This is a genomic window from Paracidovorax cattleyae, from assembly GCF_900104515.1.
GTDB lineage: Bacteria > Pseudomonadota > Gammaproteobacteria > Burkholderiales > Burkholderiaceae_C > Paracidovorax > Paracidovorax cattleyae.
In genome coordinates this window covers 19,197-43,220 of record NZ_FNJL01000006.1, presented here as the reverse complement: position 1 = coordinate 43,220, position 24,024 = coordinate 19,197, and the positions used below count along the sequence as shown (strand labels likewise).

At 66.4% G+C, this 24,024-nt stretch carries 18 protein-coding genes; 11 read left to right on the top strand and 7 right to left on the bottom strand.

Annotated elements, in window-relative coordinates; all coding sequences use genetic code 11:
* Window positions 1–6 precede the first annotated feature (6 nt).
* The 5 genes from BLR05_RS06375 (at window position 7) to BLR05_RS06355 (ending at window position 11,008) form a co-directional block, all read left to right on the top strand.
* Complete coding sequence (locus BLR05_RS06375) at window positions 7–1,176, top strand: efflux RND transporter periplasmic adaptor subunit (RefSeq protein WP_092832975.1); 1,170 nt, start codon at window positions 7–9, stop codon at window positions 1,174–1,176.
* Between the two features lie 72 nt (window positions 1,177–1,248).
* The gene (locus tag BLR05_RS06370; protein ID WP_092832974.1) at window positions 1,249–4,335 is read left to right on the top strand and encodes an efflux RND transporter permease subunit; all 3,087 of its coding nucleotides are present in this window, start codon (window positions 1,249–1,251) and stop codon (window positions 4,333–4,335) included.
* 124 nt (window positions 4,336–4,459) lie between these two features.
* Complete coding sequence (locus tag BLR05_RS06365) at window positions 4,460–9,010, top strand: hypothetical protein (RefSeq protein WP_192883821.1); 4,551 nt, start codon at window positions 4,460–4,462, stop codon at window positions 9,008–9,010.
* Window positions 9,011–9,104: 94 nt separating this feature from the next.
* Window positions 9,105–10,316, top strand: coding sequence for an HD-GYP domain-containing protein (locus tag BLR05_RS06360; RefSeq protein WP_092832973.1), 1,212 nt, complete (start codon window positions 9,105–9,107; stop codon window positions 10,314–10,316).
* A 95-nt stretch (window positions 10,317–10,411) separates the two neighbouring features.
* A complete protein-coding gene (locus tag BLR05_RS06355; protein WP_092832972.1) occupies window positions 10,412–11,008 on the top strand; it encodes a glutathione peroxidase in 597 nt (198 codons plus the stop codon).
* 331 nt (window positions 11,009–11,339) lie between these two features.
* On the opposite strand, the gene BLR05_RS06350 is transcribed toward BLR05_RS06355, so the two are convergent.
* A complete protein-coding gene (locus BLR05_RS06350; RefSeq protein WP_092832971.1) occupies window positions 11,340–11,954 on the bottom strand; it encodes a glutathione S-transferase family protein in 615 nt (204 codons plus the stop codon).
* Between the two features lie 147 nt (window positions 11,955–12,101).
* Between BLR05_RS06350 and purB the strand changes: the two genes are divergently transcribed.
* Both purB and BLR05_RS06340 read left to right on the top strand, forming a co-directional pair.
* Complete coding sequence (purB, locus tag BLR05_RS06345; protein ID WP_092832970.1) at window positions 12,102–13,481, top strand: adenylosuccinate lyase; 1,380 nt, start codon at window positions 12,102–12,104, stop codon at window positions 13,479–13,481.
* Window positions 13,482–13,483: 2 nt separating this feature from the next.
* Complete coding sequence (locus tag BLR05_RS06340; RefSeq protein WP_092832969.1) at window positions 13,484–14,044, top strand: YaeQ family protein; 561 nt, start codon at window positions 13,484–13,486, stop codon at window positions 14,042–14,044.
* A gap of 26 nt (window positions 14,045–14,070) precedes the next feature.
* On the opposite strand, the gene BLR05_RS06335 is transcribed toward BLR05_RS06340, so the two are convergent.
* A complete protein-coding gene (locus tag BLR05_RS06335) occupies window positions 14,071–14,388 on the bottom strand; it encodes a hypothetical protein (RefSeq protein ID WP_092832968.1) in 318 nt (105 codons plus the stop codon).
* Between the two features lie 50 nt (window positions 14,389–14,438).
* A complete protein-coding gene (locus BLR05_RS06330; RefSeq protein ID WP_092832967.1) occupies window positions 14,439–14,879 on the bottom strand; it encodes a DUF3717 domain-containing protein in 441 nt (146 codons plus the stop codon).
* A 551-nt stretch (window positions 14,880–15,430) separates the two neighbouring features.
* Here BLR05_RS06330 and BLR05_RS06325 point away from each other — a divergent pair.
* The 3 genes from BLR05_RS06325 (at window position 15,431) to BLR05_RS06315 (ending at window position 17,160) form a co-directional block, all read left to right on the top strand.
* The gene (locus BLR05_RS06325; protein WP_053842904.1) at window positions 15,431–16,156 is read left to right on the top strand and encodes a TerC family protein; all 726 of its coding nucleotides are present in this window, start codon (window positions 15,431–15,433) and stop codon (window positions 16,154–16,156) included.
* 86 nt (window positions 16,157–16,242) lie between these two features.
* Complete coding sequence (locus tag BLR05_RS06320) at window positions 16,243–16,722, top strand: hypothetical protein (protein ID WP_092832966.1); 480 nt, start codon at window positions 16,243–16,245, stop codon at window positions 16,720–16,722.
* 81 nt (window positions 16,723–16,803) lie between these two features.
* Entirely contained in the window at window positions 16,804–17,160 is a 357-nt protein-coding gene (locus BLR05_RS06315) for a phage holin family protein (protein ID WP_013596954.1), read from the top strand.
* Here the strand turns inward: BLR05_RS06315 and BLR05_RS06310 are convergent.
* Window positions 17,128–18,798 carry a M48 family metalloprotease gene (locus BLR05_RS06310; protein WP_092832965.1) on the bottom strand — a complete coding sequence of 557 codons (1,671 nt, stop codon included), beginning with the start codon at window positions 18,796–18,798 and terminating at the stop codon, window positions 17,128–17,130. The two genes, BLR05_RS06315 and BLR05_RS06310, sit on opposite strands and share 33 nt — an antisense overlap.
* A gap of 122 nt (window positions 18,799–18,920) precedes the next feature.
* Here BLR05_RS06310 and moaC point away from each other — a divergent pair, with 122 nt between their 5' ends.
* Window positions 18,921–19,427, top strand: coding sequence for a cyclic pyranopterin monophosphate synthase MoaC (gene moaC, locus BLR05_RS06305; protein WP_092832964.1), 507 nt, complete (start codon window positions 18,921–18,923; stop codon window positions 19,425–19,427).
* A gap of 61 nt (window positions 19,428–19,488) precedes the next feature.
* Here moaC and BLR05_RS06300 read toward each other — a convergent pair whose 3' ends face one another.
* The 3 genes from BLR05_RS06300 to BLR05_RS25730 all read right to left on the bottom strand — a co-directional run bounded on the left by BLR05_RS06300 (window position 19,489) and on the right by BLR05_RS25730 (window position 23,954).
* Window positions 19,489–20,169, bottom strand: a complete 681-nt coding sequence (locus tag BLR05_RS06300; RefSeq protein ID WP_092832963.1) for a class I SAM-dependent methyltransferase — start codon at window positions 20,167–20,169, stop codon at window positions 19,489–19,491.
* Window positions 20,170–20,202: 33 nt separating this feature from the next.
* On the bottom strand, window positions 20,203–20,946 hold the full coding sequence (locus BLR05_RS06295) for a glycosyltransferase (protein ID WP_167361210.1): 744 nt from the start codon (window positions 20,944–20,946) through the stop codon (window positions 20,203–20,205).
* A gap of 74 nt (window positions 20,947–21,020) precedes the next feature.
* Window positions 21,021–23,954 carry an O-linked N-acetylglucosamine transferase, SPINDLY family protein gene (locus BLR05_RS25730; RefSeq protein ID WP_208605985.1) on the bottom strand — a complete coding sequence of 978 codons (2,934 nt, stop codon included), beginning with the start codon at window positions 23,952–23,954 and terminating at the stop codon, window positions 21,021–21,023.
* Between the last annotated feature and the right edge of the window lie 70 nt (window positions 23,955–24,024).

The following is a 24,024-nucleotide window of genomic DNA, read 5'->3' as shown; positions in this document are numbered from 1 at the left end:
TCTTCCATGCTGCGCCTGCGTTCCCGCCCTTCCCTGCTGGCCCTGTCGGCCGCCTGCCTCGCTGCCGCTGCCGGCGGCGCCCTCGTGCTGGCCACGCCCGGCGCCTCCCACGCCGAAGACGCCAAGGGCAAGGAATCTGCCGCACAGGCACCCCGCCCCGCGCTCACCGTGACCGCCACCACGCCACGCCGCGAATCGCTCGCGGCCCGGCTTCCGGCCAACGGCAATGTCGCCGCCTGGCAGGAGGCGAGCATCGGCACCGAAAGCAATGGCCTGCGGCTGACCGAAGTGCGTGTCAACGTGGGCGACACGGTGCGCGCAGGCCAGGTGCTCGCCGTGTTCTCCGCCGATACGGTACAGGCCGAGCTGGCCCAGAGCCGCGCCAGCCTGCTGGAAGCCCGGGCGAGCGCCGCCGAGGCCGCCGCCAACGCCGAGCGCGCCCGCACGCTGCAGGCCTCGGGCGCCCTGAGCCAGCAGCAGATCCAGCAATACACCACCGCGAGTGAAACCGCCGCAGCCCGCGTGGAAGCCGCCCAGGCGGCGCTGTCCGCGCAGCAGCTGCGCCTGAAGCACGCGCAGGTGCTGGCGCCCGACAGCGGCGTCATCTCCGCGCGCACCGCCACCGTGGGCGCGGTGGTGGGCGCAGGCACCGAGCTGTTCCGCATGGTGCGCAAGGGCCGGCTCGAATGGCGCGCCGAAGTCACCTCCAGCGAGCTGCCGCGCGTGCGGCCGGACATCCGCGCCCGGATCACCGCCGCGAGCGGTGCCGAAGTGGAAGGCACCGTGCGCGTGGTGGCGCCCACGGTGGACCCGCAGACGCGCAACGCCCTCGTCTATGTCGATCTGCCCGCCCACCCCGACATCCGCGCCGGCATGTTCGCGCGCGGCGATTTCCTGCTCGCGCAACGCGATGCCCTCACCGTTGCGCAATCGGCCGTGGTCGTACGCGACGGCTTCAGCGCCGTGTTCGAGATCGGCGACGGCGGGCGCGTGGCGATGCGCCAGGTGAAGACCGGCCAGCGCACGGGCGACCGGGTGGAGATCCTCTCGGGGCTGCAGGAACGCGCCACCCTCGTGGAACGCGGCGGCGCGTTCCTCAACGACGGTGACACCGTGCGCGTCGAGGCCTCCGGCGCAGCTGTGCCGGCCGCGAAGAGCGCCAGCACCGCGCGATAGCGCAGAGAAGACAAGAGCAACCCCGCCCATGCCGCATCCGCATTCCCGCCAGAGCCCCGAGAGCCTGCTGCCATGAACCTTTCCGCCTGGTCCATCCGCAACCCCATCCCGGCCGCGATGCTGTTCGTGCTGCTCACCTTCGCGGGCCTGCTGTCGTTCCGCGCGATGAAGGTGCAGAACTTCCCGGACATGGACCTGCCGGTCGTGATGGTCACCGCCGCCCTGCCCGGCGCCGCGCCGGGGCAGCTCGAGACCGACGTGGCGCGCAAGATCGAGAACGCCATCGCCACCACGCAGGGCCTCAAGCACATCACCACCACCCTGGTGGACGGCACGGCCACGATCGCGGCCGAATACCGGCTGGAAAAGCCCGTGCAGGAGGCCGTGGACGACGTGCGTTCGGCCGTCTCCCGCGTGCGCGCGGACATGCCTGCCGACCTGCGGGACCCCATCGTCACCAAGCTCGAACTCTCTTCGCAGCCCATCCTCGCGTTCGCCATCGCGTCCGGCCGCATGGACGACCAGGCGCTTTCCTGGTTCGTCGATGACACCCTCACGCGCCGCCTGCTGGCCGTGCCCGGCGTCGGCGCCGTCGGCCGCGTGGGCGGTATGCAGCGCGAGGTGCGCGTGGCCATCGACCCGCTGCGCCTGCAAGCCCTGGGCGCCACCGCGGCCGACGTCTCGCGCCAGCTGCGTCTGGTGCAGACCGAAAGCGCGGGCGGCCGCACCGACCTCGGCGGCGCGGAGCAGCCCGTGCGCACCATCGCCACCGTGCGCACGGCCCAGGAGATCGCCGCGCTCGACATTCCCCTTTCAGCGGGCGGACACGTGCGCCTGGACCGCATCGCCACCGTCACCGACACGGTCGCAGAGCCCCGCACCGCCGCGCTGCTGGACGGCAAGCCGGTAATCGGTTTCGAGGTCTCTCGCAGCCGCGGCGCCAGCGAGGTCGAGGTGGGCGCGGGCGTGCAGCGCGCGCTCGACCAGCTGGTGGCCGAGCACCCGGACCTGCACCTCACCCGCACGGTCGATTTCGTGGAGATCGCGAGCGACGAGTACGACAGCTCCATGCACCTGCTGTACGAGGGCGCCATTCTCGCCGTGGTGGTGGTGTGGCTCTTCCTGCGCAACTGGCGCGCCACCATCGTCTCGGCCGTGGCGCTGCCGCTGTCCGTGCTGCCCGCCTTCATCGGCATGCACTTCCTCGGCTTTTCCATCAATATCATCACGCTGCTGGCGCTTTCGCTCGTCGTCGGCATCCTGGTGGACGATGCGATCGTCGAGGTCGAGAACATCGTGCGCCACCTGCGCATGGGCAAGTCGCCCTACCAGGCGGCGATGGAGGCGGCCGACGAGATCGGCCTGGCGGTGATCGCCACCACCTTCACCCTGATCGCCGTGTTCCTGCCCACGGCCTTCATGAGCGGCATTCCCGGGCGCTTCTTCAAGCAGTTCGGCTGGACCGCAGCGCTTGCCGTGTTCGCCTCGCTCGTCGTGGCGCGGCTGCTCACGCCGATGATGGCGGCCTACATCCTCAAGCCCATCTCCGGCGAGGAGAAGGAGCCCCGCTGGCTCGCCGCCTACATGCGCGCGTCAGCCTGGGCGCTGCGCCACCGCGTGCTGACGCTGCTCGGCGCGCTGCTGTTCTTCGCGGGCTCGCTCGCGCTCATCCCGCTGCTCCCCTCGGGCTTCATCCCGCCGGACGACAACGCCCAGACCCAGGTGAACCTGGAACTGCCGCCCGGCACCCGCCTCGCCGAAACCCGCGACGCAGTGGCGCAGGCCACGGAGCGCGTGATAAAGGTGGGCCACGTGCGCAGCATCTACACCGCCATCGGCGGCGGCTCCGCGGGTGCCGACCCGATGGCGGGCGGATCGAGCGCGGGCGACCCGCGCAAGGCCACGCTCACGCTGCGCTTCGTGGCCCGCGGCGAGCGCCCGCTCAAGCAGGCCATCGAGCAGGACCTGCGCGCAGCCATGGCGGACCTGCCCGGTGTGCGCGTGAAGATCGGCCTCGGCGGATCCAACGACAAGTACGTGCTCGCCCTCGCCAGCGAGGATCCGCAGGCCCTGGCCGACACCGCGCGCGCGGTGGAGCGCGATTTGCGCACCATCCCCGGCATCGGCAACATCGGCTCCAGCGCCAGCCTCGTGCGGCCGGAGATAGTGGTGCGCCCGGACTTCGCCCGCGCCGCGGACCTGGGCGTCACCAGCAGCGCCATCGCCGAGACGCTGCGGGTGGCCACCGTGGGCGACTACGACCAGAACCTGCCCAAGCTCAACCTGCCCCAGCGGCAGGTGCCCATCGTCGTGCGCCTGGACGACGCGGCCCGCGAGGACCTGTCGGTGCTGGAGCGCCTGGCGGTGCCGGGATCGCGCGGGCCGGTGCGCCTGGGCGAGGTTGCCCGGCTCGAGGTCGGCAGCGGCCCCGCCGTCATCAACCGCTACGACCGCGCCCGCAATGTCAACTTCGAGATCGAACTGGGCACCCAGGGCCTGGGCGAGGTGACCGAGGCCGTGCGGCAATTGCCCTCGGTGCGCCAGATGCCGGCCAGCGTGCGCCTGATCGACGTGGGCGACGCCGAGATGATGGGCGAGCTGTTTTCCAGCTTCGGCCTGGCCATGCTCACCGGCGTGGTCTGCATCTACCTCGTGCTGGTGCTGCTCTTCAAGGACTTCCTGCAGCCGGTGACCATCCTCATGGCGCTGCCGCTGTCGCTCGGCGGAGCCTTCGTGGGCCTGCTGGTCGCCGGCAAGAGCTTCTCGATGCCGTCGCTCATCGGGCTCATCATGCTCATGGGCATCGCCACGAAGAACTCCATTCTGCTCGTGGAGTACGCCATCGTCGCGCGGCGCGACCAGGGCATGGGCCGCTGGGACGCCCTGCTGGACGCCTGCCACAAGCGCGCACGGCCCATCATCATGACCACGCTCGCCATGGGCGCGGGCATGCTGCCGATCGCCATGGCCTGGGGCGACGCGGACATGAGCTTCCGCTCTCCCATGGCCGTGGCCGTGATCGGCGGCCTGCTCACCTCCACCGTGCTCAGCCTGCTGGTGGTGCCGGCCGTGTTCACCTACGTGGACGACTTCGCGCAATGGTTCCGGCGGCGCGTGCTGCGCCAGCGGCCGGCAGACGGCGCGCTGCCGCACCACTAGGAGGCCCGCCCCTGTCTGGCGGAGCATGGCGCTTCGCCTGCAGGCGTGCGGCTTCGCACGCCGCGCGGCGGCATCCGCCCCGGTTCGCGACCATAGAGCCTGAGAGACTCTGAAGACGTGAGCCATGCGTGCCAGCCATTCTGCGGGCATCCGCCCGCCCCTTCCCTCCGCCGACTCTCCGACGCCGCAGCAGAGCGCGGACGATGCGGTACCTCGGCGGCGCCAGAGCCTGCAGGCCCCGGAGGGCCTCGCAGCCCGTGGCAGAACCGGCGCGGATGCGATCTATACGACCGACCACCTCGTGCAGCTCCCGAAGCAGGGATGGCTGAGCCGGCTCAAGACCCGCTGGAAGACGGGCAAGACCACGGCCAGTGCCAGCCTGGGGCCGATGGCGGCGGGCATGCAGACCCAGCATCCGGCGGGCAGCCAGAACCAGGTCCAGGCGCCCCGGTTCAGCGGAGACGGCACCGTTCCCCTGCCCCACGCCACGCGGACCGGGCTGGCCCAGGCCGTGCAGCAGGCATTGCAGCAGGTAGAGGCGGGTGCCGCCACCCCGGAGGCTGCGGGGGCCGCCGGCCCGTCGATGTCGCCCCGCGGCACTGCGGCAAGAGCGCGGTACTGGGCGCAGCAGGCGCTGTCCGTCCTCGCCATGGGCAAGGGTCCCGCCAGCGTGCCCGGCGACGTGCTGGCGATGCTCTACGACGCCGAAGGCCTGAACGGCGACCAAGGGGCCGAAGGCAGCGCCCGATCCGAACGCTCCGTCCTGCTCGGCCACATGCAGGGGCTGGTCCACGCAGAGAAGGCCAAGGCGGCCATCCATCTCGCCGCCCAGGCGGCCCTTCCCGGCGGGGAGCGTGTCGGCACCGACGGCGCCCTGCAGCGGCTGACCGAGGCCAGCCAGGCCGCCGCCCGGCGCACGAAAAACGAGGCGAACGCCCTCAACGCCCGCAGGATCGCCGATCTGGTGCAGGGCGTTCCGGCGCCTTTGCAGCACCGCCTGCAAACGGCGGCCGACACCCTGGCGGCGGCACTGAACCACGGAGCCAAGGTGCCGGACGTCCTCGGCGTCGACCTGCTCGTGCGCACCGCGCGCGCCACGTTCGCGGACGACCCCGCGGGCCTGGTGGACGCGATGGAGGGCATTGCGCGCAGCACCCCGGCGCAACTCGTCGGCCTGGTGCACGCCGCCTTCCAGGTGCCTGCTCCCACGGCAGAGACACGGCAGGAACCCGGTCCGCTGCAGCAGCCGGTATTGCGGCTCGCCTGCGCGCTGGCCCGCCCGTCCGGAGGCCAGCGGATGCTCGCGTGGATGACGGCGCCGCCCGCCACGGGCGCCACGCAGGAGGCCCTGCGCGTGGCGATGTCCGCCGTGCTGCAGCTGCAGGCGCCCCCGCAGGCAGGTCCGAAAGCTCCAGACGCGCCCGACACCGCGCTGCTGAAGGCCGCGGTGACGCACGCTGCGCGTGAGGCCGGGGCGCCAGACACGGCGGCGCCATCGCCCGCCGAGGCACGCACGCAGCGCATCGCCTACCGCTGCGTGCAAAACGGCTTCCTGTCGCGCGCGCCCGGCTCCAGCTACGACCGCGTGCGCAGGCGCCTGCAGCAGTTCAGCGACGGCAGCCTCGAACAGACCGCGCAGCGCAATGCGCGCGCGGCGTCGGGTCGCCTGGGCCGTTTTCAGAACTGGCTGACGGGCGGATTGCCGAAGGCCGTGAATCGGTCTTCGAACGGCATGGAAGGGCTGCTGGCCCGCACCCTGCCGGCCATCGCCGCCTCGCTGCCCGGCGCGCAGCCCACGATGTGGCGCAAGTCCGTGATGCGCCAGATGACCACCGCCGCCAGCGCCAACGGCCTGCTGCCGTCGCGGGACGAGGCCGTCGCGTCGCTGCACCGCACAGCCGCCGACGTGCGCACCCACCTTCAAGAACGCTCGGGGCCGCACGCCGCCCCGGCGGAAACGCTGATGCTGGCGGTCCTGCGGCAACTGGGGTTGGGCACGAGCGCCGCGCCACCTTCCCAATACACGCTCAAGCACCTGAAGCCGGACTTCTTCCGGGCGGTCGAGGCCAGCCTGGACGACGGCGGCACGGCCCGCCTGCTCCCCACGCTGCAGGCGCAGTGGCAAGCGCTGCGGAACGCGCGCCCCAACGCCGGACACCTTTTGCGGATGCTGGGCGGCCACATCGATCTGCGGGCGGCGGCCACCGGCACCCTGTTGCCCACGGCCGTGCCCGGCCAGGTGGCCCGCGGCGAGCGTACCGACGCCCTGGCCCGTGAAGCCATCGACGCCTTCGCCGGGCTCGCCGCCGCAGCAGCGGGGGCATCCGGCAGCGAATCCCCGCAGACCCAGGCGCTGTCGCGTCTCATGCAGGCCACCGCTGCGGTGCTGCCCGGGGTGAAGCCCCCCGCGGCGCTGCAGGCACTGCGCATCGAGACCTTCGAGGCCGTGGAAACCCGGCTCGCCCGCGACTGGCAGGACACCCTTCCGCCCGGAGAGCACCCCTCCTTCGACGACGCGCGCAGCCACGTCATCGGCTCCTGGCCGGCTTCGGTACAGGCCGCGTGGAAGACGATGAAGACCTCCGCGCCCGACGCCGGCCGCCTGATGCGCGCCCTCGCCGACAGCGCAGGTGGGGTGCGGTGGGGCCCTCCGCGGTACGACGGCGCAGCGCCTTCTTCCAGCCGCCCCCCACCCCATTCCGTGGCCGATGCGCTGGAGCGGGCCGCCCCCGCCCTGCAGGCACTGCAGGCGGACGTGCACGTGAACCGCTTCGAACAAGCCGTCTCCGACACCGTGACGCTGTTCAATGACCTGCGTGGCCCGGACGATGCGGCCGAGGTGATGAAGTCGTTCGCCCACCGCGTCAGCCTGGGCGAGAAGATCCGAGGTGGCGATACCCGCCAGGGCCGGGTGGAACTGGGCCAGGCCGTTTCGGTGACCACCACCGCCCCGGAACTGCTCGCGCCGATCGCGGGTTTCGGCATCGGGCACGAACGCTCGATGAACCTGAACATGATCGGCGCGGCCATGCAGATGCAGATCGGCACCGCGGACTCCCGGCATGCGCGGCTGGGCCTGCGGGCAGGCCTGCGGGGTGCGCTGGGGAACACGGACCACGAATTCAACCTGGGGAACGACCAGGCCGGCATCGCCCTGCGGTTCGACCTGCGCCTGGAGGCCGGCGGCGAATCCTCCACGAGCCGCGGCGTGAGCCTGCGCATGCAGCGCACGGGCGGCCATGAAGACGCCCTGCGGCGCCGGTTCGCCGATGCGCTCATCTCGCTGACCCGCGGCGGGCATCCGCCCGGAGCCGAGGGCGGCGAAGACGGGGGAGACGCCCTGGCGCTGCTTCTGGAGCACTACCCCGATCTGGTCGTGGCCGAACTCTCCAACACGCGGTTCACCCGCTCGTCCGAACTGGCCTTCGGCGCCAACGCGACGGCCCGGGCACGGGGATTCCCCAGCCGCACGGACCACGACCGCAAGGCCACGCACCGCGCCCTCGGCATCGGCGCGCAGGCGGGCGTCGCCAGCAATACCCAGCGCTACCACTCCGTACAGATGGAAAGCCGCTCCGGACTGAACGTGGCAGAGTACAAGCTGTCCGCCCAGCACCGCGTCAATGCCCGGGTGGCCGCGGGCGCCAGCATCGGCCTGGTGCCCGCCTCGCGGCACGACCCGAAAAAGGCGGCCCAGGTGCGCGGCGCCAGCGTCGACTTCCGCAAGCAGCTGGCCGGCGACGCCGTGGCCACCACGCTGCGCGTGACGACCCGCCACGGAGAAACCTGGGCGGACCAGACGCAGATGATCCGGGAGTTCGAAAACCTCGACGACTTCCTGGAAGAACTGGAGCCCCGGCAGCACCAGTACGTGGCCGCCCTGGCCGCGCGCGACGGCGTGCCCGGCGCCACGGACGCCGAGAAGGCCGGCCGCGCCTGGCTGCGGCTGCAGGACACCCTGGTGCAGGCCGCTGCCGCGAGGGCACCCGGCATGACGTTCTCCGTCGTGACCAAGATGCGCCCCGAGACGGCGGAGGCCTACGACAAGTTACAGGGCCTGGTCCAGGCCGCGGCCGAAGCCGGCGACACGCCCCGCGCGAATGGCTACCGCAACGAAGTGCGCACCCTCCTGGAGAGCCACGACGCCTGGATCGCCAACAACCTGCAGATCAAGACGAAAGCCGGCGACGAGATCGCGCAGACGGCCACGCTCGGCATCCTGCAGGGCAAGGCCTCCGCGGACACCACCCGACTGCACGAATTCCTGCCGGCCGGTGCCCAGCAGGTGGGCCGCAGGCCGCAACTGCATACCGCCGCACCCGAAGACCATTCGGTCCGCTGGACTCCACGGATGCTGCCCCGGGAGCCCCTGGCGCGCGACCACGCCGCCACCGCACTGCCCGCTCCGGCCGCCGATCCGTCGCAGGTGTGGCGCGCCCGGGCCGAGGCCCAGGCGGACAGGGAAATGGCCCAGGCCCGGCTCCAGGCCCGGCGCCAGACACAAGGACAAGACGCGCCCGTACAGGTCTCTCCCCTTCGCGGCAGGCGTGCGACGCCGGACGAACTGCGCAGGATCCAGGAAGCGCTGGCGCAGGGCCGCCACGGCCCGCAGGCCCCATGGCCCCCCGGGCCGGACCATCCCCGCTATCCGCTGCCGCTGCCGCCTCGCCGCTGATCCGCTCGCCCGGGAAGCCCCCAACAGCCGGGGGAATCCCGGGGTTGCCGCGGCTTTCACCCCTGGCCCGTGCACCGATAATGGGCGACCCGCCATGAACCTCGTTGCGCTGAACATCGACACGATCCCCCTCGGGCACCCGCTGCCCTTCGTGCTCCGGGGTGCCAGCGGGGTGCTGCTCGCGCAGCGTGGCTACGTGATCCGCAACCGCGAAGAGCTGGACCTGATGGTGGCGCGCGGCCTGAGCCTGTGCGTGGACACCGACGAGTCGGGCGACAGCCACCGCGCCTACCTGGCCCAGTTGCAGAAGATGCTGCTCACGGACACCTCACTGGGCCAGATCGCCGCGATGAAGATCTCCGCCGGCACGTCGGCCTCGCGGGAGAAGGCGAACGCGGGCAACGGGCCGCCGGACTGGCCCGAACTGCAACTCCGCGCGACCCAGTTGCTGCGCGCACCTCCAACGGCGGCCGAGTTCGGCGAGCGCTTCGACGCGCTGCACGGCGAACTTGCCCGCCACTGCGCGGCCACGCCGGACGCGACGCTGCTCGCGCTCATCTACGTGTCGGGCCAGGAAATGCGGCAGTACAGCGGCACGCATGCCATGCTGGTGGCCTGCGTATGCATGATCGCCGCCGCGGAGCACCTGCGCTGGCCGGTGCCCAAGGTCCTGCAACTGGGCCGCGCGGCGCTGTCGATGAACATCGCCATGACCACGCTGCAGGACCAGCTCGCCGTCCAGACCCAGCCGCTGACCGCTCCGCAGCTGGCCGAGATCGAAAACCATGCCGTGCGCTCCGAGGCCCTGCTGCGGCAGCTCGGCGTGGGCGACCCGGTCTGGCTGGAAGCCGTACGCACCCACCACCACCGTGCTCCCGGCCCCCTCTCGTCCAAGAGCGAGGCCCAGCAGATGGCCCGCCTCATCCAGCGGGCCGACATCTTCGCCGCGCGCCTGGCGCCCCGCGCATCGCGGGCTCCCATGCCCGTCACCGCCGCCATGCAGGCTACCTACTACGACGAAGCCCACCAGGTCGATGAAGCAGGGGCGGCTCTCGTGAAAGCCCTGGGCGTCTATCCGCCAGGCGCTTTCGTGCGTCTGGCCAGCCAGGAAGTTGCCGTGGTGCTGCGCCGCGGCGCCAGTGCCACCACGCCACGCGTGGCCGTTGTGCTCAACCGCAGCGGCATGCCGACGGGCGAACCGATCCCGCGGGACACGGCCCAGTCGGCCTGGAAGATCACGGGTGCCGTGGCGCTGCGCGACGTGCGGGTGCAGCTGCCTCTCCCGCGCCTGCTGGCGCTGGTGTGAGCGCAGCTTCCGCTTGCCACGCGCACGCCTTCTGGACTACCGTCGCTGGCGGCCGTACCGCGGCCCTTCGCAACATCCATATCGGGAGATTCGCCATGCACCGCCTGACCGCCCCGCTGATCCTCGCGCTCGCGGCATCCGCAGCGCTGCCGGCCGCCGCTCAATCTGCTTCCGCCGCACCGGCCCCATCCCCGAAAGAGGCTGCGCCATGCCCTGCCGTCCTGCGCCACACCATGCCCCGCTTGCAGGACGAAGCGCCCCAGGACCTTTGCCAGTACAAGGGCCAGGTACTGCTGGTAGTCAACACCGCCAGTTACTGCGGATTCACCGGCCAGTACGAGGGCCTGGAGGCCCTGCACGCCCGTTACAAGACGCAAGGTTTCGCAGTACTGGGCTTTCCGTCGAACGATTTCGCCCAGGAAACCGGCAGCAATGCGCAAATCGCTGACTTCTGCAGCAACACCTTCGGCGTGCGGTTTCCCATGTTCGCCAAGAGCAGTGTCAAGGGCGCAGACGCGTCACCCTTCTACCGCGAACTGGCCGCGCAGGCCGGCGAGGCGCCGCGCTGGAACTTTCACAAATACCTGCTCGACCGCAATGGCAGGGTGGTGGGTAGTTTCGGCAGTTCGGTCGTTCCGGACGACCCGAAGATCGTGCGTGCCGTCGAGCAGCAGTTGAAGCTTTTTCGCTAATTCGCTACGTTTTTCGGTGTCATATTCCAATATGCGGAAATCTTACATTTTCTGATGCTTTTGGCGCTTAGATCGCTGGAACTTTGCCGAATTGGCACTAATCTATCGCCCATGGACAAGTTAACTGCACTTGTTCTGCATGTTGAGTTTTCCAGTTTCTCGTTGCGAAGCCTTTCGGACCTGTCCGACTGAAATCCTGAAGCGCTTCTCCTCCCTCCCTCTCTAATTCGTTTCGGGACGCTTCGCAACTTTTTTTTATTCCAGCTGCAAAAAAGCGCGCAACCGCAAGGTGCGCGCTTTTTGGCTTTCGGGGGCTGCCGCTGAAGGGATTTCAGCGGGGCCGGGTCTCCGCGAAGCTGGGCCGCTGCACGAGCTTGTCGAGCAGGCGTGCCAGGTTGGGATGCTCGGTCCGCCAGGCGATCTCCGGAAACCGGAACTCCAGCCAGTCCAGCGCGCATCCCACCGCCACATCCGACAGGCTCAGGTGGATCCCGCTGCAGTACGGCTTCTCGCCCAGCCCCTGGGACATCGCCTTGAGGCCGGCATGCACCTTGCCGAACTGGCGGTCGATCCAGGCCTGGCTGCGCTCACCGGCCTGGCGGTCCTTCCAGCTGGCTTCCAGCCGGGCCAGCACGCCGGCATCCATCACGCCGTCGGCCAGGGCTTCCCAGGTCTTGACCTCCGCGCGCTCGCGACCCTGGGTGGGGATGAGCTTTCCCACGGGCGACAGGGTGTCCAGGTATTCGACGATGACACGCGAATCGAACACCGCCTCGCCGCCCTCCATGACGAGGCAGGGCACCTTTCCGAGGGGGTTGGATGTGGCGATCGTGGTGTCGTCGGCCCAGACGTTTTCCTCGATGAAGCGGTAGTCCAGCTTCTTCTCGGCCATCACGATGCGCACCTTGCGCACATAGGGACTGGCAGAGGATCCGATGAGTTTCATGGTGTGATTCCGGGCGCGGGCAGGACAGGAGAGAACGGAGAACGAACGGGCGGCCGCCGATTCTAGGCGGCCGGGCGTACTCGCGCAGCATCGAACGGGACGCGGGTGCGGCGCCTGCGCCACGGCCGGCACCTACAATCCCGGCCCATGAGCCTGTCCACCATCACCGCCCTCTCTCCGCTCGACGGCCGCTATGCCGCCAAACTGTCCGCACTGCGCCCCATCATGAGCGAGCACGGCTACATGCACCGCCGCGTGCAGGTGGAAGTGGCATGGTTCATCGCGCTGTCGGACGCCGGCTTCGAGCAGTTCAAGCCCCTGACCACCGGCGCGCGCGCCTACCTGCTGGGCCTGGTGAAGAATTTCTCCGAGGCCGACTCGCAGGCCATCAAGGACATCGAAAAGACTACCAACCATGACGTGAAGGCGGTCGAATACTGGATCAAGTCCAAGTTCGAGGCGCGTCCCGAGCTGGAGAAGGCCGCCGAATTCGTGCACTTCGCCTGCACCAGCGAAGACATCAACAACACCAGCCACGCGCTGCAGCTGCGCTCCGGGCGCGACCAGGTCATCCTGCCCGGCCTGGACCGCGTCGTCCTGAAACTGCGTGAAATGGCGCACTCCTACGCCGAAGTCCCCATGCTGAGCCGCACCCACGGCCAGACCGCCAGCCCCACCACCGTGGGCAAGGAACTGGCCAACGTGGTCGTGCGCCTGCAGGCGGCCTGCGACCGCATCGCCGGCGTGAAGATGCTGGGCAAGATGAACGGTGCCGTGGGCAATTACAACGCCCACCTCTCGGCCTGGCCCGACTTCGACTGGGAAGCCTTCAGCAAGAAGGTCGTCGAGACGCCCGAGCCCCTGGGCCTGGGCCTCACCTTCCAGCCCTATTCCATCCAGATCGAGCCGCACGACTACATGGCCGAGCTGTTCGACGCCATCGCCCGCGCCAACACCATCCTGGTCGATCTCTCGCGCGACATCTGGGGCTACGTCAGCCTGGGCTACTTCAAGCAGCGCCTGAAGGCCGGCGAGATCGGCTCGTCCACCATGCCGCACAAGGTCAATCCCATCGACTTCGAGAACGCCGAAGGCAACCTGGGCCTGGCCAACGCGCTCCTGCGCCACCTGTCCGAGAAGCTGCCCGTCAGCCGCTGGCAGCGCGACCTCACCGACAGCACCGTGCTGCGCAACATCGGCGTGGCCATGGGCTATGCCGCCCTCGCCTACACCTCGCTCATGACCGGACTGAACAAGCTGGAGCTGAACGAGGAAGCCCTGGCCGCCGACCTGGACGCCAGCTGGGAAGTGCTGGCCGAGCCCATCCAGACCGTCATGCGCCGCTACGGCGTGCAGGGCGCGTACGAAAAGCTCAAGGAAGTCACGCGCGGCAAGACCGTGACGGCCGAGGCGCTACACGCGCTGATCGCCGGCCTGGAGATCCCCCAGGCCGACAAGGACCGCCTGCTGGCCATGACGCCGGGCAGCTATGTCGGCAAGGCCGCCGAACTCGCCCGCCGCGTCTGAGCATGGCCATCAAGTCCACCATCTTCAAGGCGAACCTCGCGATCGCCGACATCGACCACGGCTACTACGCCGACCACGCCCTGACCCTGGCGCGCCATCCGAGCGAAACCGACGAGCGCATGATGGTCCGGCTGGCGGCGCTGGCGCTCAACGCCTGGCAGTTGCAGGCCATGTGCCAGGGGGACGGCACGCTGGCCTTCGGCGCCGGTCTGTCGGACCCGGACGATCCGGACGTGTCCATCACCGATTTCACCGGCCGCAAGCGCCTGTGGATCGAAGTCGGCCAGCCCGAAGACAAGCCGCTGGCCAAGGCCTCCTCCAAGGCGGATGCAGTGCTGGTCTATTGTTTCCACCACGCGGCCGAGGTCTGGTGGAAGGGCATCGAGGGCAAGCTCACGCGGCAGGACAGGCTGCAGGTCTGGCGCCTGCCCACCGAGGCGTCGCAGCAGCTCGCCTCCCTGGCCGAGCGCAGCATGCAACTGCAGGCCACGGTGCAGGAAGGCGGCCTCACGCTGAGCAGCGGCCTGGGCAGCGTGCACCTGGAGCCCGTCCGCTGGAAGTGAGCAGGACCCTCCGTGGTCCACGGCGCTCAGGGTTGGTCGGCCACGGGCATGAGCGCCCCGCAGTTCCAGCACTGCTCGAAACCGCCTTCGATCCATTCGCCGCATCCGGGGCAATGCCAGCGCCGCTGGGGCAGATCCGCCAGGGCCTGCAGCAGGCGCCGGGCCTGCGGCGCATGCTCCTCGTGCTCGAGCCAGATTTCCGGCAGGCACTGGTCGGGCGGCAGTTGCCCCGCCGCCGCCAGCAAGTGCTGGCGCTGCACCGTGGCGGGCATGCCGCCCTCGCTCAGCAGATCGGCCCACAGCGTGGCGATGGCGATGTTCGGGGCCTGGGTCAAGCGCAGCATGCGGCCAGCTTAGGTGGTTCCACGGCGCGTGTCACGCGGGACCGCGCAGGCTACGGGCCCGGGCGCCCGGTCTCCGGGGCCTGCCGTCCCTCCGCGGCCCGCTCCGCATAGCGGTTGAAGCGCCAGGCCGTGTTCTCGATGGTGATGCGCCGCCACACGGCACGCTTTTCGGCCGGCCCCATCGCCAGCCAGTGCTGCACTTCGGCGAAGCTGCGCCCGCATCCCTTGCAATGATCGTCGCCCTGGCTGGTCGAGCAGATGGCGATACAGGGCGTGTCGGGCGTCGTCTCGTACCACGCCAGCCAGGCCGCCATGGCATCGGCGGGCAGCGAGGCGTACTCCACCTCGTCCACCCGCGCATAGACCATGCGGGCATACACCTCCGCGAGCGCCTGGAGCTCGGGCGCCAGCGCCAGCCCCGCGCCCGCCGGCGCACGGGCGCGCCAGTGGTTGATCGCGGATTCGATATCGGTGATGTGCAGGGCGGCCATGGACACGCGGCAAAAAGGCGGCCGATCTTACCCGCGGCGGCCGCGGGCCGCGCCGGCGCAGTGCCATGGGCCCGCGGGCTCTCCGGGTTAGCACCAGCACTCATGAAAAAATAGCAGGAAAACCAATAGAGCCGGTCATCTGCAGCGCATTTCTCTTGAAGCATGCTGCCGCCGTGCCGCACTTCCGCCTTGCCGCGCCGCGCAGGGCTGTGTTCCAATGCGGGCTTCGAGGGGGAGTAGCTCCCGGTCCCGGCGCGAAGGCATGTCCCGAGCCGCCGGCACTGTCGGTCATGTCGTCAATACGAAGCCGCAAGGCTTCCGGCATTTCCGGGTCCTGGCGGAGCCGCATGGCCCGCCGGCCGAGCAAGACCTTTGAAAGGCCCGTCACAGGCCGTTCAAGGCCATGCACTCCCCGGCATGGGCGCCCGCATCGCGGCGCACATGCCCTCCAGCTTCCTTGACGGCCCCCAGCGGGCCTGAACGTCTGTGGAATCGCCGGTCCCGCCCCATGCGGCCGCGCGGCCTATCGCCAAAATGACAACGAGGAATCTATGGAATTTTTGACATCGCCCGAGTTCTGGGTCGCACTGGGGCAGATCATCATCATCGACATCCTGCTGGGTGGCGACAACGCGGTGGTGATCGCCCTGGCCTGCCGCAAGCTGCCGCCCGCGCAGCGCACCAAGGGCATCATCTGGGGCACCGCCGGGGCCATCGTGCTGCGGGTCATCCTCATCGCCTTCGCGATGACGCTGCTGAACCTGCCGTTCCTGAAGTTCGTCGGCGCCATCCTGCTGGTGTGGATCGGCATCAAGCTGCTGGCCCCTGACGAAGAAGGCCACGGCGACGTGGCCGGCAGCGACAAGCTCTTCGCCGCCATCAAGACCATCATCGTCGCCGACCTGGTGATGAGCGTGGACAACGTGATCGCCATCGCCGGCGCCGCCCAGAACGCGGGTGACCACTCCATGCTGCTGGTGGTGCTGGGCCTGCTGATCTCGATCCCGATCATCGTCTGGGGCAGCCAGCTGGTCATCAAGCTCATGGAGCGCTTCCCGTTCATCATCGTGGCCGGCGGCATGCTGCTGGGCTGGATCGCCGGGGGCATGCTGGTCACCGACCCGGCCCTGGCCAATCCCGACCGCTGGCAGTGGATGCTCAAGCTCCCGCAGAGCGACGTAGTGAAGTATGGTGCGAGCGTGGCCGGGGCGCTTCTCGTGCTGATCGTGGGCAAGGCGATCGCCTCGCGCCGCACGGCGGCCGTCTCCCACGGCTGATACCTGGGGCCCGGTGAACTCCGGGCCCGCCCGCGATTCGACCCTTCATCATCGACCAACGCCCATCACCCGACAGGAGAGCCCTCATGGACAAAGTCATCGTGTACGTGGACGACGCAGCCTATGCGCAGCAGATCCTCGCCCCCCTGGCGGCCTGCGCCCATGCGCCCGGCACCCATTGGGTGGTCGTGGCCTGCGCCCCGCGCATGACCCACCGCATCAGCAAGTGGGTCAGCCACAGCGCCCGCGAGAACTGGCGCGCCAAGTGGGCCGGCAAGCTGTTCTCCCAGGTCCTGCCCTGGCTGCAGGCCGGCGGCAGCACCATCACCACCGTGCTGGCCAAGGGCCCGCTGCCAGACCTGGCGGCCGAACTGCAGGCGGAGCACGGCAGCGCGCAGATCGTCGATGCCCGACGCCCCAAGCAGGATGCCCATGCGCCGCAGCCCGCCGCCGCGCCGGCCGCCCAGCCACTGGTGGTGCGCAAGCCCGCGCCCCGACGCTGGTCCCTTCCCGGCACGCTGGCCAGCCTGGGGGCGCTCTTCCTGCTGTTCGCCGAACAGCCCTGAGCCGCGGCAGGCGCCCGGGCGCTGCCGCCCGCCGGCCTGCGGCAGCGCCGGGACGGCACCCCGGTGCTATCCTCCTGCGCCATGAAACTCCTCCTGAAATGGCTGCTCAGCGCCGCCGCGCTGCTGTGCGTGACCTACCTCTACGGCGGCGTCGAGGTGCGCAGCTTCGGCTCCGCCATGGTGGCGGCCTTCGTCATCGGGCTGTTCAACGTGGTGCTGCGGCCCGTGCTCGTGGTGCTCACCCTGCCGGTGACCATCGTGACGCTGGGCCTCTTCCTCTTCGTCATCAACGCGCTGATGTTCTGGGCGGCGGCGTCCGTGCTGGGCGACAGCTTCCAGGTACACGGCTTCGGCGCTGCGCTCATCGGCTCGCTCATCTACACCGTGCTGGGCATGCTCATCGAATCAGCGCTCGGCGGCCTGTTCCTTAAGAAGTGATTCGGTGGCGCGCAGGCGCGTCTCGATGATCGATGCCTCGATGTACTCTGCGGCATCCCCGCCACGGCTCCCGGTCTTGCGCGCCATGTCCTGGCCAGCCTTGAAGCGGTCCACCGCCGCCGCATAGTCGTACCGCGCCACGTGCGCTTCCGCCTCCGCGCGGACGGCCCGCAGCGGCTGCCCCTGCTGCTGCCACACCGCGGCGAGCAGATACCACACCGACGCATCGCGCGGATGGTTCGTCACCCAGGTCTGCAGCGTGCCCGTCATGGGCGCCGCCCGGGTCTGGCGCAGCAGCGCCTGCGTGCGCAGGATCATCTCCGGCCGCCCCAACCCGCCGGACGCCGCGGCGGATGCGCCCCGGCCCGGACCGGTCACGGATTCCAGTGTCAGTGCCGCGCCGCTCCCGGATGCGGAAGCCGGGTCCCCGGCCTGGGAATCCGCTGCGGGAATGAGGGCCAGTTGCTCCAGTGCCGCGTCCGCCTGCCCCCCCGCCAGTTCGATCTCCGCGCCGAGCAGATGGGCTTGGCGCGTGCCCGCGGCATCACCCCGCGCGGCCTCCAGCAGCGACCGCTGCGCGGCCCGCGCCGCCGCCATGTCCTGCAGCTGCAGCGCACTCAACGAGGCCGCATACCAGGCACCCACCCGCCGCGGCAGCGACTGCGTGCCGAAGCCGCCCGCCTGGGGCTCGTTCACCCACTGCCGCCAGACATCGACACCGGGCCGGGACAGCACCCGCGCCCGGGCGGCCATCATGGCGTGCTCCAGCGTCGGGCCGGGCGCAGGCGACCGGGCCACGGCCGGGGGGATGCGCGCATGCAGGTCCGCAATCCGCTGCGTGGTGAGCGGATGGCTGCGCAGGTAGGGCCAGCTGCCGTTGTCATTGATGCGGTTGGCCTGCTGCAGCTTGTCGAACATCGACACGAAACCCTGCGGTGCGAAGCCCGCGGGGGCCATCAGGCCATAGCCGACGCGATCGGCCTCCCGTTCCATGTCGCGCGAGAAATTGAGCTGGTTCTGCACGGCCAGTGCCTGCCCGCCGACCAGCATGGCCTGCCCCGCGCTCGGGTTCTTCGTGGCGGCCAGCATGCCCAGCACCATCGCCCCCAGCATCAGCGGCCCCTGCCGGCTCTGCTGCGTGATCAGGCGCGAGATGTGCCGCTGCGTGACGTGGCTCAGCTCATGCGCCATCACCGAGGCCAGTTCGTCGCGCGTGGACACCACGCCGATCAGGCCCAGGTGCATCCCGAAATAGCCGCCCGGCAGGGCAAAGGCGTTCACCGTCCGGTCCCGCCCCAGCAGGATCTCCCAGGCGAAGCGCTCGTCCAGCTCGGGCGGCAGCTCGCCCCGCTCGCGCGCCGCCTTCACCAGCGGAAGGAAGATGCCCAGCACGTACTCGTTGAGCACCGCATCGTCGATGTAGTCCGGATCCCGGTAGAGCTCACGAATGATGCGGTCGCCGAGGCGTCGCTCCTGGCTGGTCGTCATGTCGGAGCCGTCGCCGAGGGTGGGCAGGGCGCCCTGCGCCCAGCCGGGCAGGGGCAGGACGCACTGCAATGCAGCGATGGCCCAGGCTACCGCCGAGTGGCGCAGGACACCAGTTGCCGGACAACCTCGTGATACGGGTGTGGAGCCCATGGGAGCAAACCTCCTCGTGATGGCCCCTTGGAGGGGGCATATGGATGCACGCATGGACCGTATGATGCCCCGGCGCGCCGAAGGTGCCACCCCGTTACCTATTCCCGCAAGGGCCTCTTCCGATGACCAACCGTTCGTCCCACCTCACCCATTTCGACGCAGGCGGCCAGGCCCACATGGTGGACGTGGGCGACAAGCCCAATACCCGGCGCATCGCCGTCGCGGGCGGGCACATCGCCATGCAACCGGCCACCCTGGCGCTCATCGCTTCGGGCACTGCCGGCAAGGGCGACGTATTGGGCATCGCCCGCATCGCGGGCATCCAGGCTGCGAAGAAGACCAGCGACCTCATCCCGCTGTGCCACCCGCTGGCGCTCACGCGGGTGGCGGTGGATTTTCAGCTCGATGCCGACGCCTCGTGCGTGCACTGCACTGCCACCGTGGAAACCGTCGGACCCACCGGCGTGGAAATGGAAGCCCTGACGGCCGTGCAGGTGACGCTGCTCACAATCTACGACATGTGCAAGGCGGTGGATCGGGGGATGGTGCTCCAGGATGTGCGGCTGGTGGAAAAGCACGGGGGCAAATCAGGTAGCTTTCTTTCGGAAAAGCGTGGAATCCAGAACTAACGGTCGGATGCGGGCCATCACATGGGCCCAATCGCCACATAAATAAACGCGCCTTGAAGCGCTATACCTTCCGAACCTTGAATACGTATTGCAGCGGAAGCATCATGTTGGTCAACTGCTCTGGATCGACACCCTGGTGCATGGCAAGGGGTTCCATGAATTCTGCTATTTCACGCCCCTGTTCCTCCTGGAATATCCGTGGAACCACGGCTTCGATCGAAAGCGAGGGATGGTCAAAAAGCGCATGCAGGTCGGCCAGGGTAAACCATCGGATATGCGTGCGATCAAAAATTCCCATGTCTTCTCTGGGCCAGCTTCCTCGCACCAACTGAAGGAAAACACTCCAGTGCTGTACGTTGGGCACAGAGGCAATCAAGCAACCGCCAGGACGCAACCAGTTGGCAGCCTGATCGACAGATTTTTCAGGCGCATAAAGATGCTCCAGGACGTCGCCAAATATAATGCAATCAAAGCCTCCTGCGGGCCGACAGGCCAGGAGCTGAGAGTTTTCCTCCCAATTGGGACAATTGTCCAAATTGAGCAGCACCGCATTATCCAGCACATGACGCGCCTGCGCCAATGGCTCTGCCGCAATATCCACGCCAGTATAACGTGCATGTGGAATCTTATTCTTCACGGCCTCTGCCAGTGCACCAGCACCGCAGCCGAACTCGCAGAAATCGAGCGCGCGCTCCTCTACCAGATTGAGGACTGTGGAATTGAAGTTCTGGTAGTAGCCCATATGAATTTTCCTACAATAGAGATGGCACACCGTTCACTTATTCTGGTAGTCATGCCATTTTTCAAGATATCGATCGCAATTGGCCGACCACTTTGGATCACCAAAATTTCCCGCGCTTTCGTGCAGCAACTGCACAGGCCATGTGCCGATTCTCAACCCGAGAGCTCGCGCCGATCTGGAAAAATCCAGATCATAAAAATGAAAATCAAACCTCTCATCGAATCGCAGGCCCGCCCGCTTAAGTACGTCGGCACGGGCAGCCAGCATCACCCCATCCAGAAGCTCGCAATCAGCCGGCCAAGGGCCAAACTGATTGAGTTGATTGTTTGATATAGTGCCGTAGCGTACTGCACCTGACAAGTGCGGATGGTCCCATACCATATCACCCTCAGCTTCTTTTCTCAGATGCCAAGCAGGCTGACCGGGTGTTCTGCGCGTATTTCCTGCTATACCAATAACGTCGTAACGGCGCAGGCCGCGCAAGATTTCCTTAACACTCTCTTCACTCGTGAGCCACGTATCGTCATGCAAGAAAACAAGAACATCGTGGGGCTGCGCCTGATCGATCGCCTGATTGTATACGGCAGGCAACCCCTTTCGATTCTCATACGCAATGCGTGTCGTGATCCACTGCTGATCTCGCCACCCGTTCAAACGTTTTCCCAGCCATGCCTTTCTAGAGAAATCATCTTTGCTGAGTCGGGTAGCGGCCACGAAGCATACGGTACTGCGCCTTTCACGTTGTTCGTGAAAAGTATGGTTGATAATTTTGCCCACGAAGCTTTTTTCCAGTACGGACTGAAGCCATCGATTGCACTTGTGCAGAAGAAGACCAACACGCATCTTTGGGCTTAGTGATTGATCGGGAACGACGAAAAATGAGGCATAACGCCAGCATTTTCTTCGATAAATTTTTGGAGAGCTGCTGCGGCCAGTTCCCCAGATGGCAACGATACCGACCAAAGTGTCTGGTCGTCTTCAGGGAAAAACCAGGGATCGAATTTAAGCTCTTTTGCAATAAATAGACGCGCAGGCCCCAAATAACGCTCATTCAGAGAAACACGCCAGTCCAGTGAAATCCCCAATTGCGGGGATACACCGACGCGCAGACCTCGGCGGGCAGCACAGTGGCTGAAATACTCTTCCAACATGGTGCCGGCCTCGTCCAACTCAGCTTCGAAATCCAGGCCCTTGATGGCTGATAGTCGAATAGCCACGAACGAACCATCGATGACCTGCACCTTATTAGCGGCGGCGCCTCGCTCACGGCTCAGAGCATATACCTCCCAGAATCCAGCCTTTTCCCCAGAGGGGATGAGATAAGCTCCAGCCTTGACATCCTGAGCATAGGTCCGCCACTCCAGTCTGTCCCAGCGCTTGGCACCGTAACAACCAACAATGTCACACTCCTCAAGGGCAATAATCAATTGCCGCCAGAAATCATTCCGCCAGAAATTCACGTTCGCGTGCAGACAGACAAGGATATCCTCTTGACCAGCATCGACAATTTCGCGATAAATTTTCGATTTATCCCTGGAATGACATTGTGAGATGCGAATTTCTGTATGAGGCAGCATTTCAAGCTCTTCCACGTGTTGGCGGATGGTGGCGAATGCCCCGTCGTCATCTGCAACGATGCACACATGAATGTTGCGTGCCCACTGCGATTGCGGCTCAGTTGGGCTGTTGGCTGCATTAATCATCTTCGATGCAGTCTCAGATGAGATCACTTTGGCAGCACAGCGCAGCAGATCTATTTGGCAAGACTGGGACGACTCCAGCATGGAAAATCCCTCCAATTCATGGAGCGTCGCATTAGCCTTCTCAATACTGCCCTCCATGAAGTGGAAACGGGTCTCATTTATCAATGATTTGATTCTATCGACGACGTCGGAAAATCCGGGACGGTGCTTTTCCAAGTAATGTGCTGCAACTCCAAAAAGGCCCTGTCTGGTAAGGCGCTCAGTCCATAGAATGTGGGCTGCACCACAGTCAGGATGGAGGTTCAGGCAGTAGTCCACAATGCGCTGAGCGACATCAAACTGACCATATCTCAGGGTAATCAATGCCCGCCGCACAAGTTCCGAGGCTGGTAGTGCATACGACGTCAGTACCTCGCCCTTCACGGGCGGCATTTCAAGCCAATTGCGATAGAACACTTCGACGTCCCGCGCAAATATCGTGCCGTTACCGAGGGCAGAATCCTGAAAACGCTGTCGAGCCTCCCGCCTAAACCGCGATAGGCCGTCAATATCCTCAGCTCCACGCACGGCCTGTTCCACATACTCTTCAGCACTATGGACCACCCACTCGTTCAAGCCCAAATTATTGAGCACCGACTCTCCCATACGGGAAGCCAGCGCACGCCCTTTTCTTGAAACAACAGGAACCCCTGAGTAAGTTGCAAAGCAGGTCGTGGTGCCGCCATTGAAGGGATATGTATCGAGAATTATATCAATCTCGCCATAGGCAGAGAAAAGCTCCCGAGGCATGGTGGGAGGAAGCAGGTCCACCCTACCGGAAGGGATACCCGCCTCGAGAAGTCTTTTCTCGAATGATGATTTTCGCAGCGGGTCGGCAAAATTTACAGCACGAATCACAAGGCGACTGTCGGCAACCCGCGCCAGCACCTCGCCCCAACAAGAAATGGTTTCATTGGTTATCTTTCCTATGTTTCCAAAACAGCCGAAAGTGATATAACCATTCATTGTGCATGGCGGCGACGGCGGCAAGGGAATGTCTTCCTTGGGATCAAAACACCAGAAAGAGTGAGCCAATATGGCTGGCGTCTCGCTGTATAAAATCCCCATATCGGGATCAACGAGATGGCGATCAAGAAACTTCGCATCTATTCCTGACAACCCCGTAGTGGGTGGATACCCGAGTCCGGTAACTTGCAAGGTGGCGAATCGGTCACGCAGCATGTCCAGGCGATTGGCTGACGTGTGACCAGCCAACTCCACGAGCACATCCAGGTCATGGTCCTTTAGCAGTTCCGCCAGTTGGTCGTCATTCAATTGTGCCACTTCAAAGAAATGGTCTGCATGGATCTTGATTTTTTCCGTCTGGTCATCCGCAGTTGGATGGTCATGGTACAAGAATATCTCATGCTTTTCGCGATCGTGTCCTTCCAGCAGCGGGCGAAAGAAATAACGAACAGAATGCTCCCGCATGTCAGGAGACCAATAACCCACCCTCAGCTTTCCACCTTGTCGCGAAAGGGGGGGGGGCCGCACATGGGGCTGAAGAGGACCAATGTGGTGGGGCCTCGGTCTCAGAGTACCAGCCCAGAATTTATGTTCAGCGGCAAGCCATGCTTCGTCCTCTTGCACATAGGTCGCGGTGAAGAGATACTGGTCAACAGTCCGTGGACTATCAAAATCACCCAACCAAGCGTGCAGAGTATGATCTACGGCCTGGCGAGAGTCTCCAAATGAAAATAAGATAGCGGCGTAGCTGGCACGGATCCCGGTCAGTGCGGGCGCCTGGATACGAGCCTTCGCCAATATCTCCAGTGCTTCTTCCGTTCTGTTTCGTCCTTTAAGCACATTTGCATAGTTGACAACAGAAGGTAGATGAGAGTCATCCAGTGAATAAGCCAAATCGAAATAGCGAACAGATTCGCTTTCCCGGCCAATGGTTGCCAGCGCGGCCCCGAGATTATTAATCGCATCTACGTCATGCGGGCGAAGCTTGAGATAGGATTTCCATATCTCTATGCACTCCCGAAAGCGCCGATCTGCAAATAATTTGGCCCCCTCTTCTTGAAGGGCATCCGCATCCACGGCGGATGTTATCAGTGGCGCCACTGAGCGACGCAAAAACCGTTTGGCAAAATTCAGCAGCATTGCAGGC

Bases quoted from the DNA above. Each gene is read 5' to 3' on its own strand.
- BLR05_RS06375 (WP_092832975.1), top strand. From the start codon at position 7: ATGCTGCGCCTGCGTTCCCGCCCTTCCCTGCTGGCCCTGTCGGCCGCC.
- BLR05_RS06370 (WP_092832974.1), top strand. From the start codon at position 1,249: ATGAACCTTTCCGCCTGGTCCATCCGCAACCCCATCCCGGCCGCGATG.
- BLR05_RS06365 (WP_192883821.1), top strand. From the start codon at position 4,460: ATGCGTGCCAGCCATTCTGCGGGCATCCGCCCGCCCCTTCCCTCCGCC.
- BLR05_RS06360 (WP_092832973.1), top strand. From the start codon at position 9,105: ATGAACCTCGTTGCGCTGAACATCGACACGATCCCCCTCGGGCACCCG.
- BLR05_RS06355 (WP_092832972.1), top strand. From the start codon at position 10,412: ATGCACCGCCTGACCGCCCCGCTGATCCTCGCGCTCGCGGCATCCGCA.
- BLR05_RS06350 (WP_092832971.1), bottom strand. From the start codon at position 11,954: ATGAAACTCATCGGATCCTCTGCCAGTCCCTATGTGCGCAAGGTGCGC.
- purB (WP_092832970.1), top strand. From the start codon at position 12,102: ATGAGCCTGTCCACCATCACCGCCCTCTCTCCGCTCGACGGCCGCTAT.
- BLR05_RS06340 (WP_092832969.1), top strand. From the start codon at position 13,484: ATGGCCATCAAGTCCACCATCTTCAAGGCGAACCTCGCGATCGCCGAC.
- BLR05_RS06335 (WP_092832968.1), bottom strand. From the start codon at position 14,388: ATGCTGCGCTTGACCCAGGCCCCGAACATCGCCATCGCCACGCTGTGG.
- BLR05_RS06330 (WP_092832967.1), bottom strand. From the start codon at position 14,879: ATGGCCGCCCTGCACATCACCGATATCGAATCCGCGATCAACCACTGG.
- BLR05_RS06325 (WP_053842904.1), top strand. From the start codon at position 15,431: ATGGAATTTTTGACATCGCCCGAGTTCTGGGTCGCACTGGGGCAGATC.
- BLR05_RS06320 (WP_092832966.1), top strand. From the start codon at position 16,243: ATGGACAAAGTCATCGTGTACGTGGACGACGCAGCCTATGCGCAGCAG.
- BLR05_RS06315 (WP_013596954.1), top strand. From the start codon at position 16,804: ATGAAACTCCTCCTGAAATGGCTGCTCAGCGCCGCCGCGCTGCTGTGC.
- BLR05_RS06310 (WP_092832965.1), bottom strand. From the start codon at position 18,798: ATGGGCTCCACACCCGTATCACGAGGTTGTCCGGCAACTGGTGTCCTG.
- moaC (WP_092832964.1), top strand. From the start codon at position 18,921: ATGACCAACCGTTCGTCCCACCTCACCCATTTCGACGCAGGCGGCCAG.
- BLR05_RS06300 (WP_092832963.1), bottom strand. From the start codon at position 20,169: ATGGGCTACTACCAGAACTTCAATTCCACAGTCCTCAATCTGGTAGAG.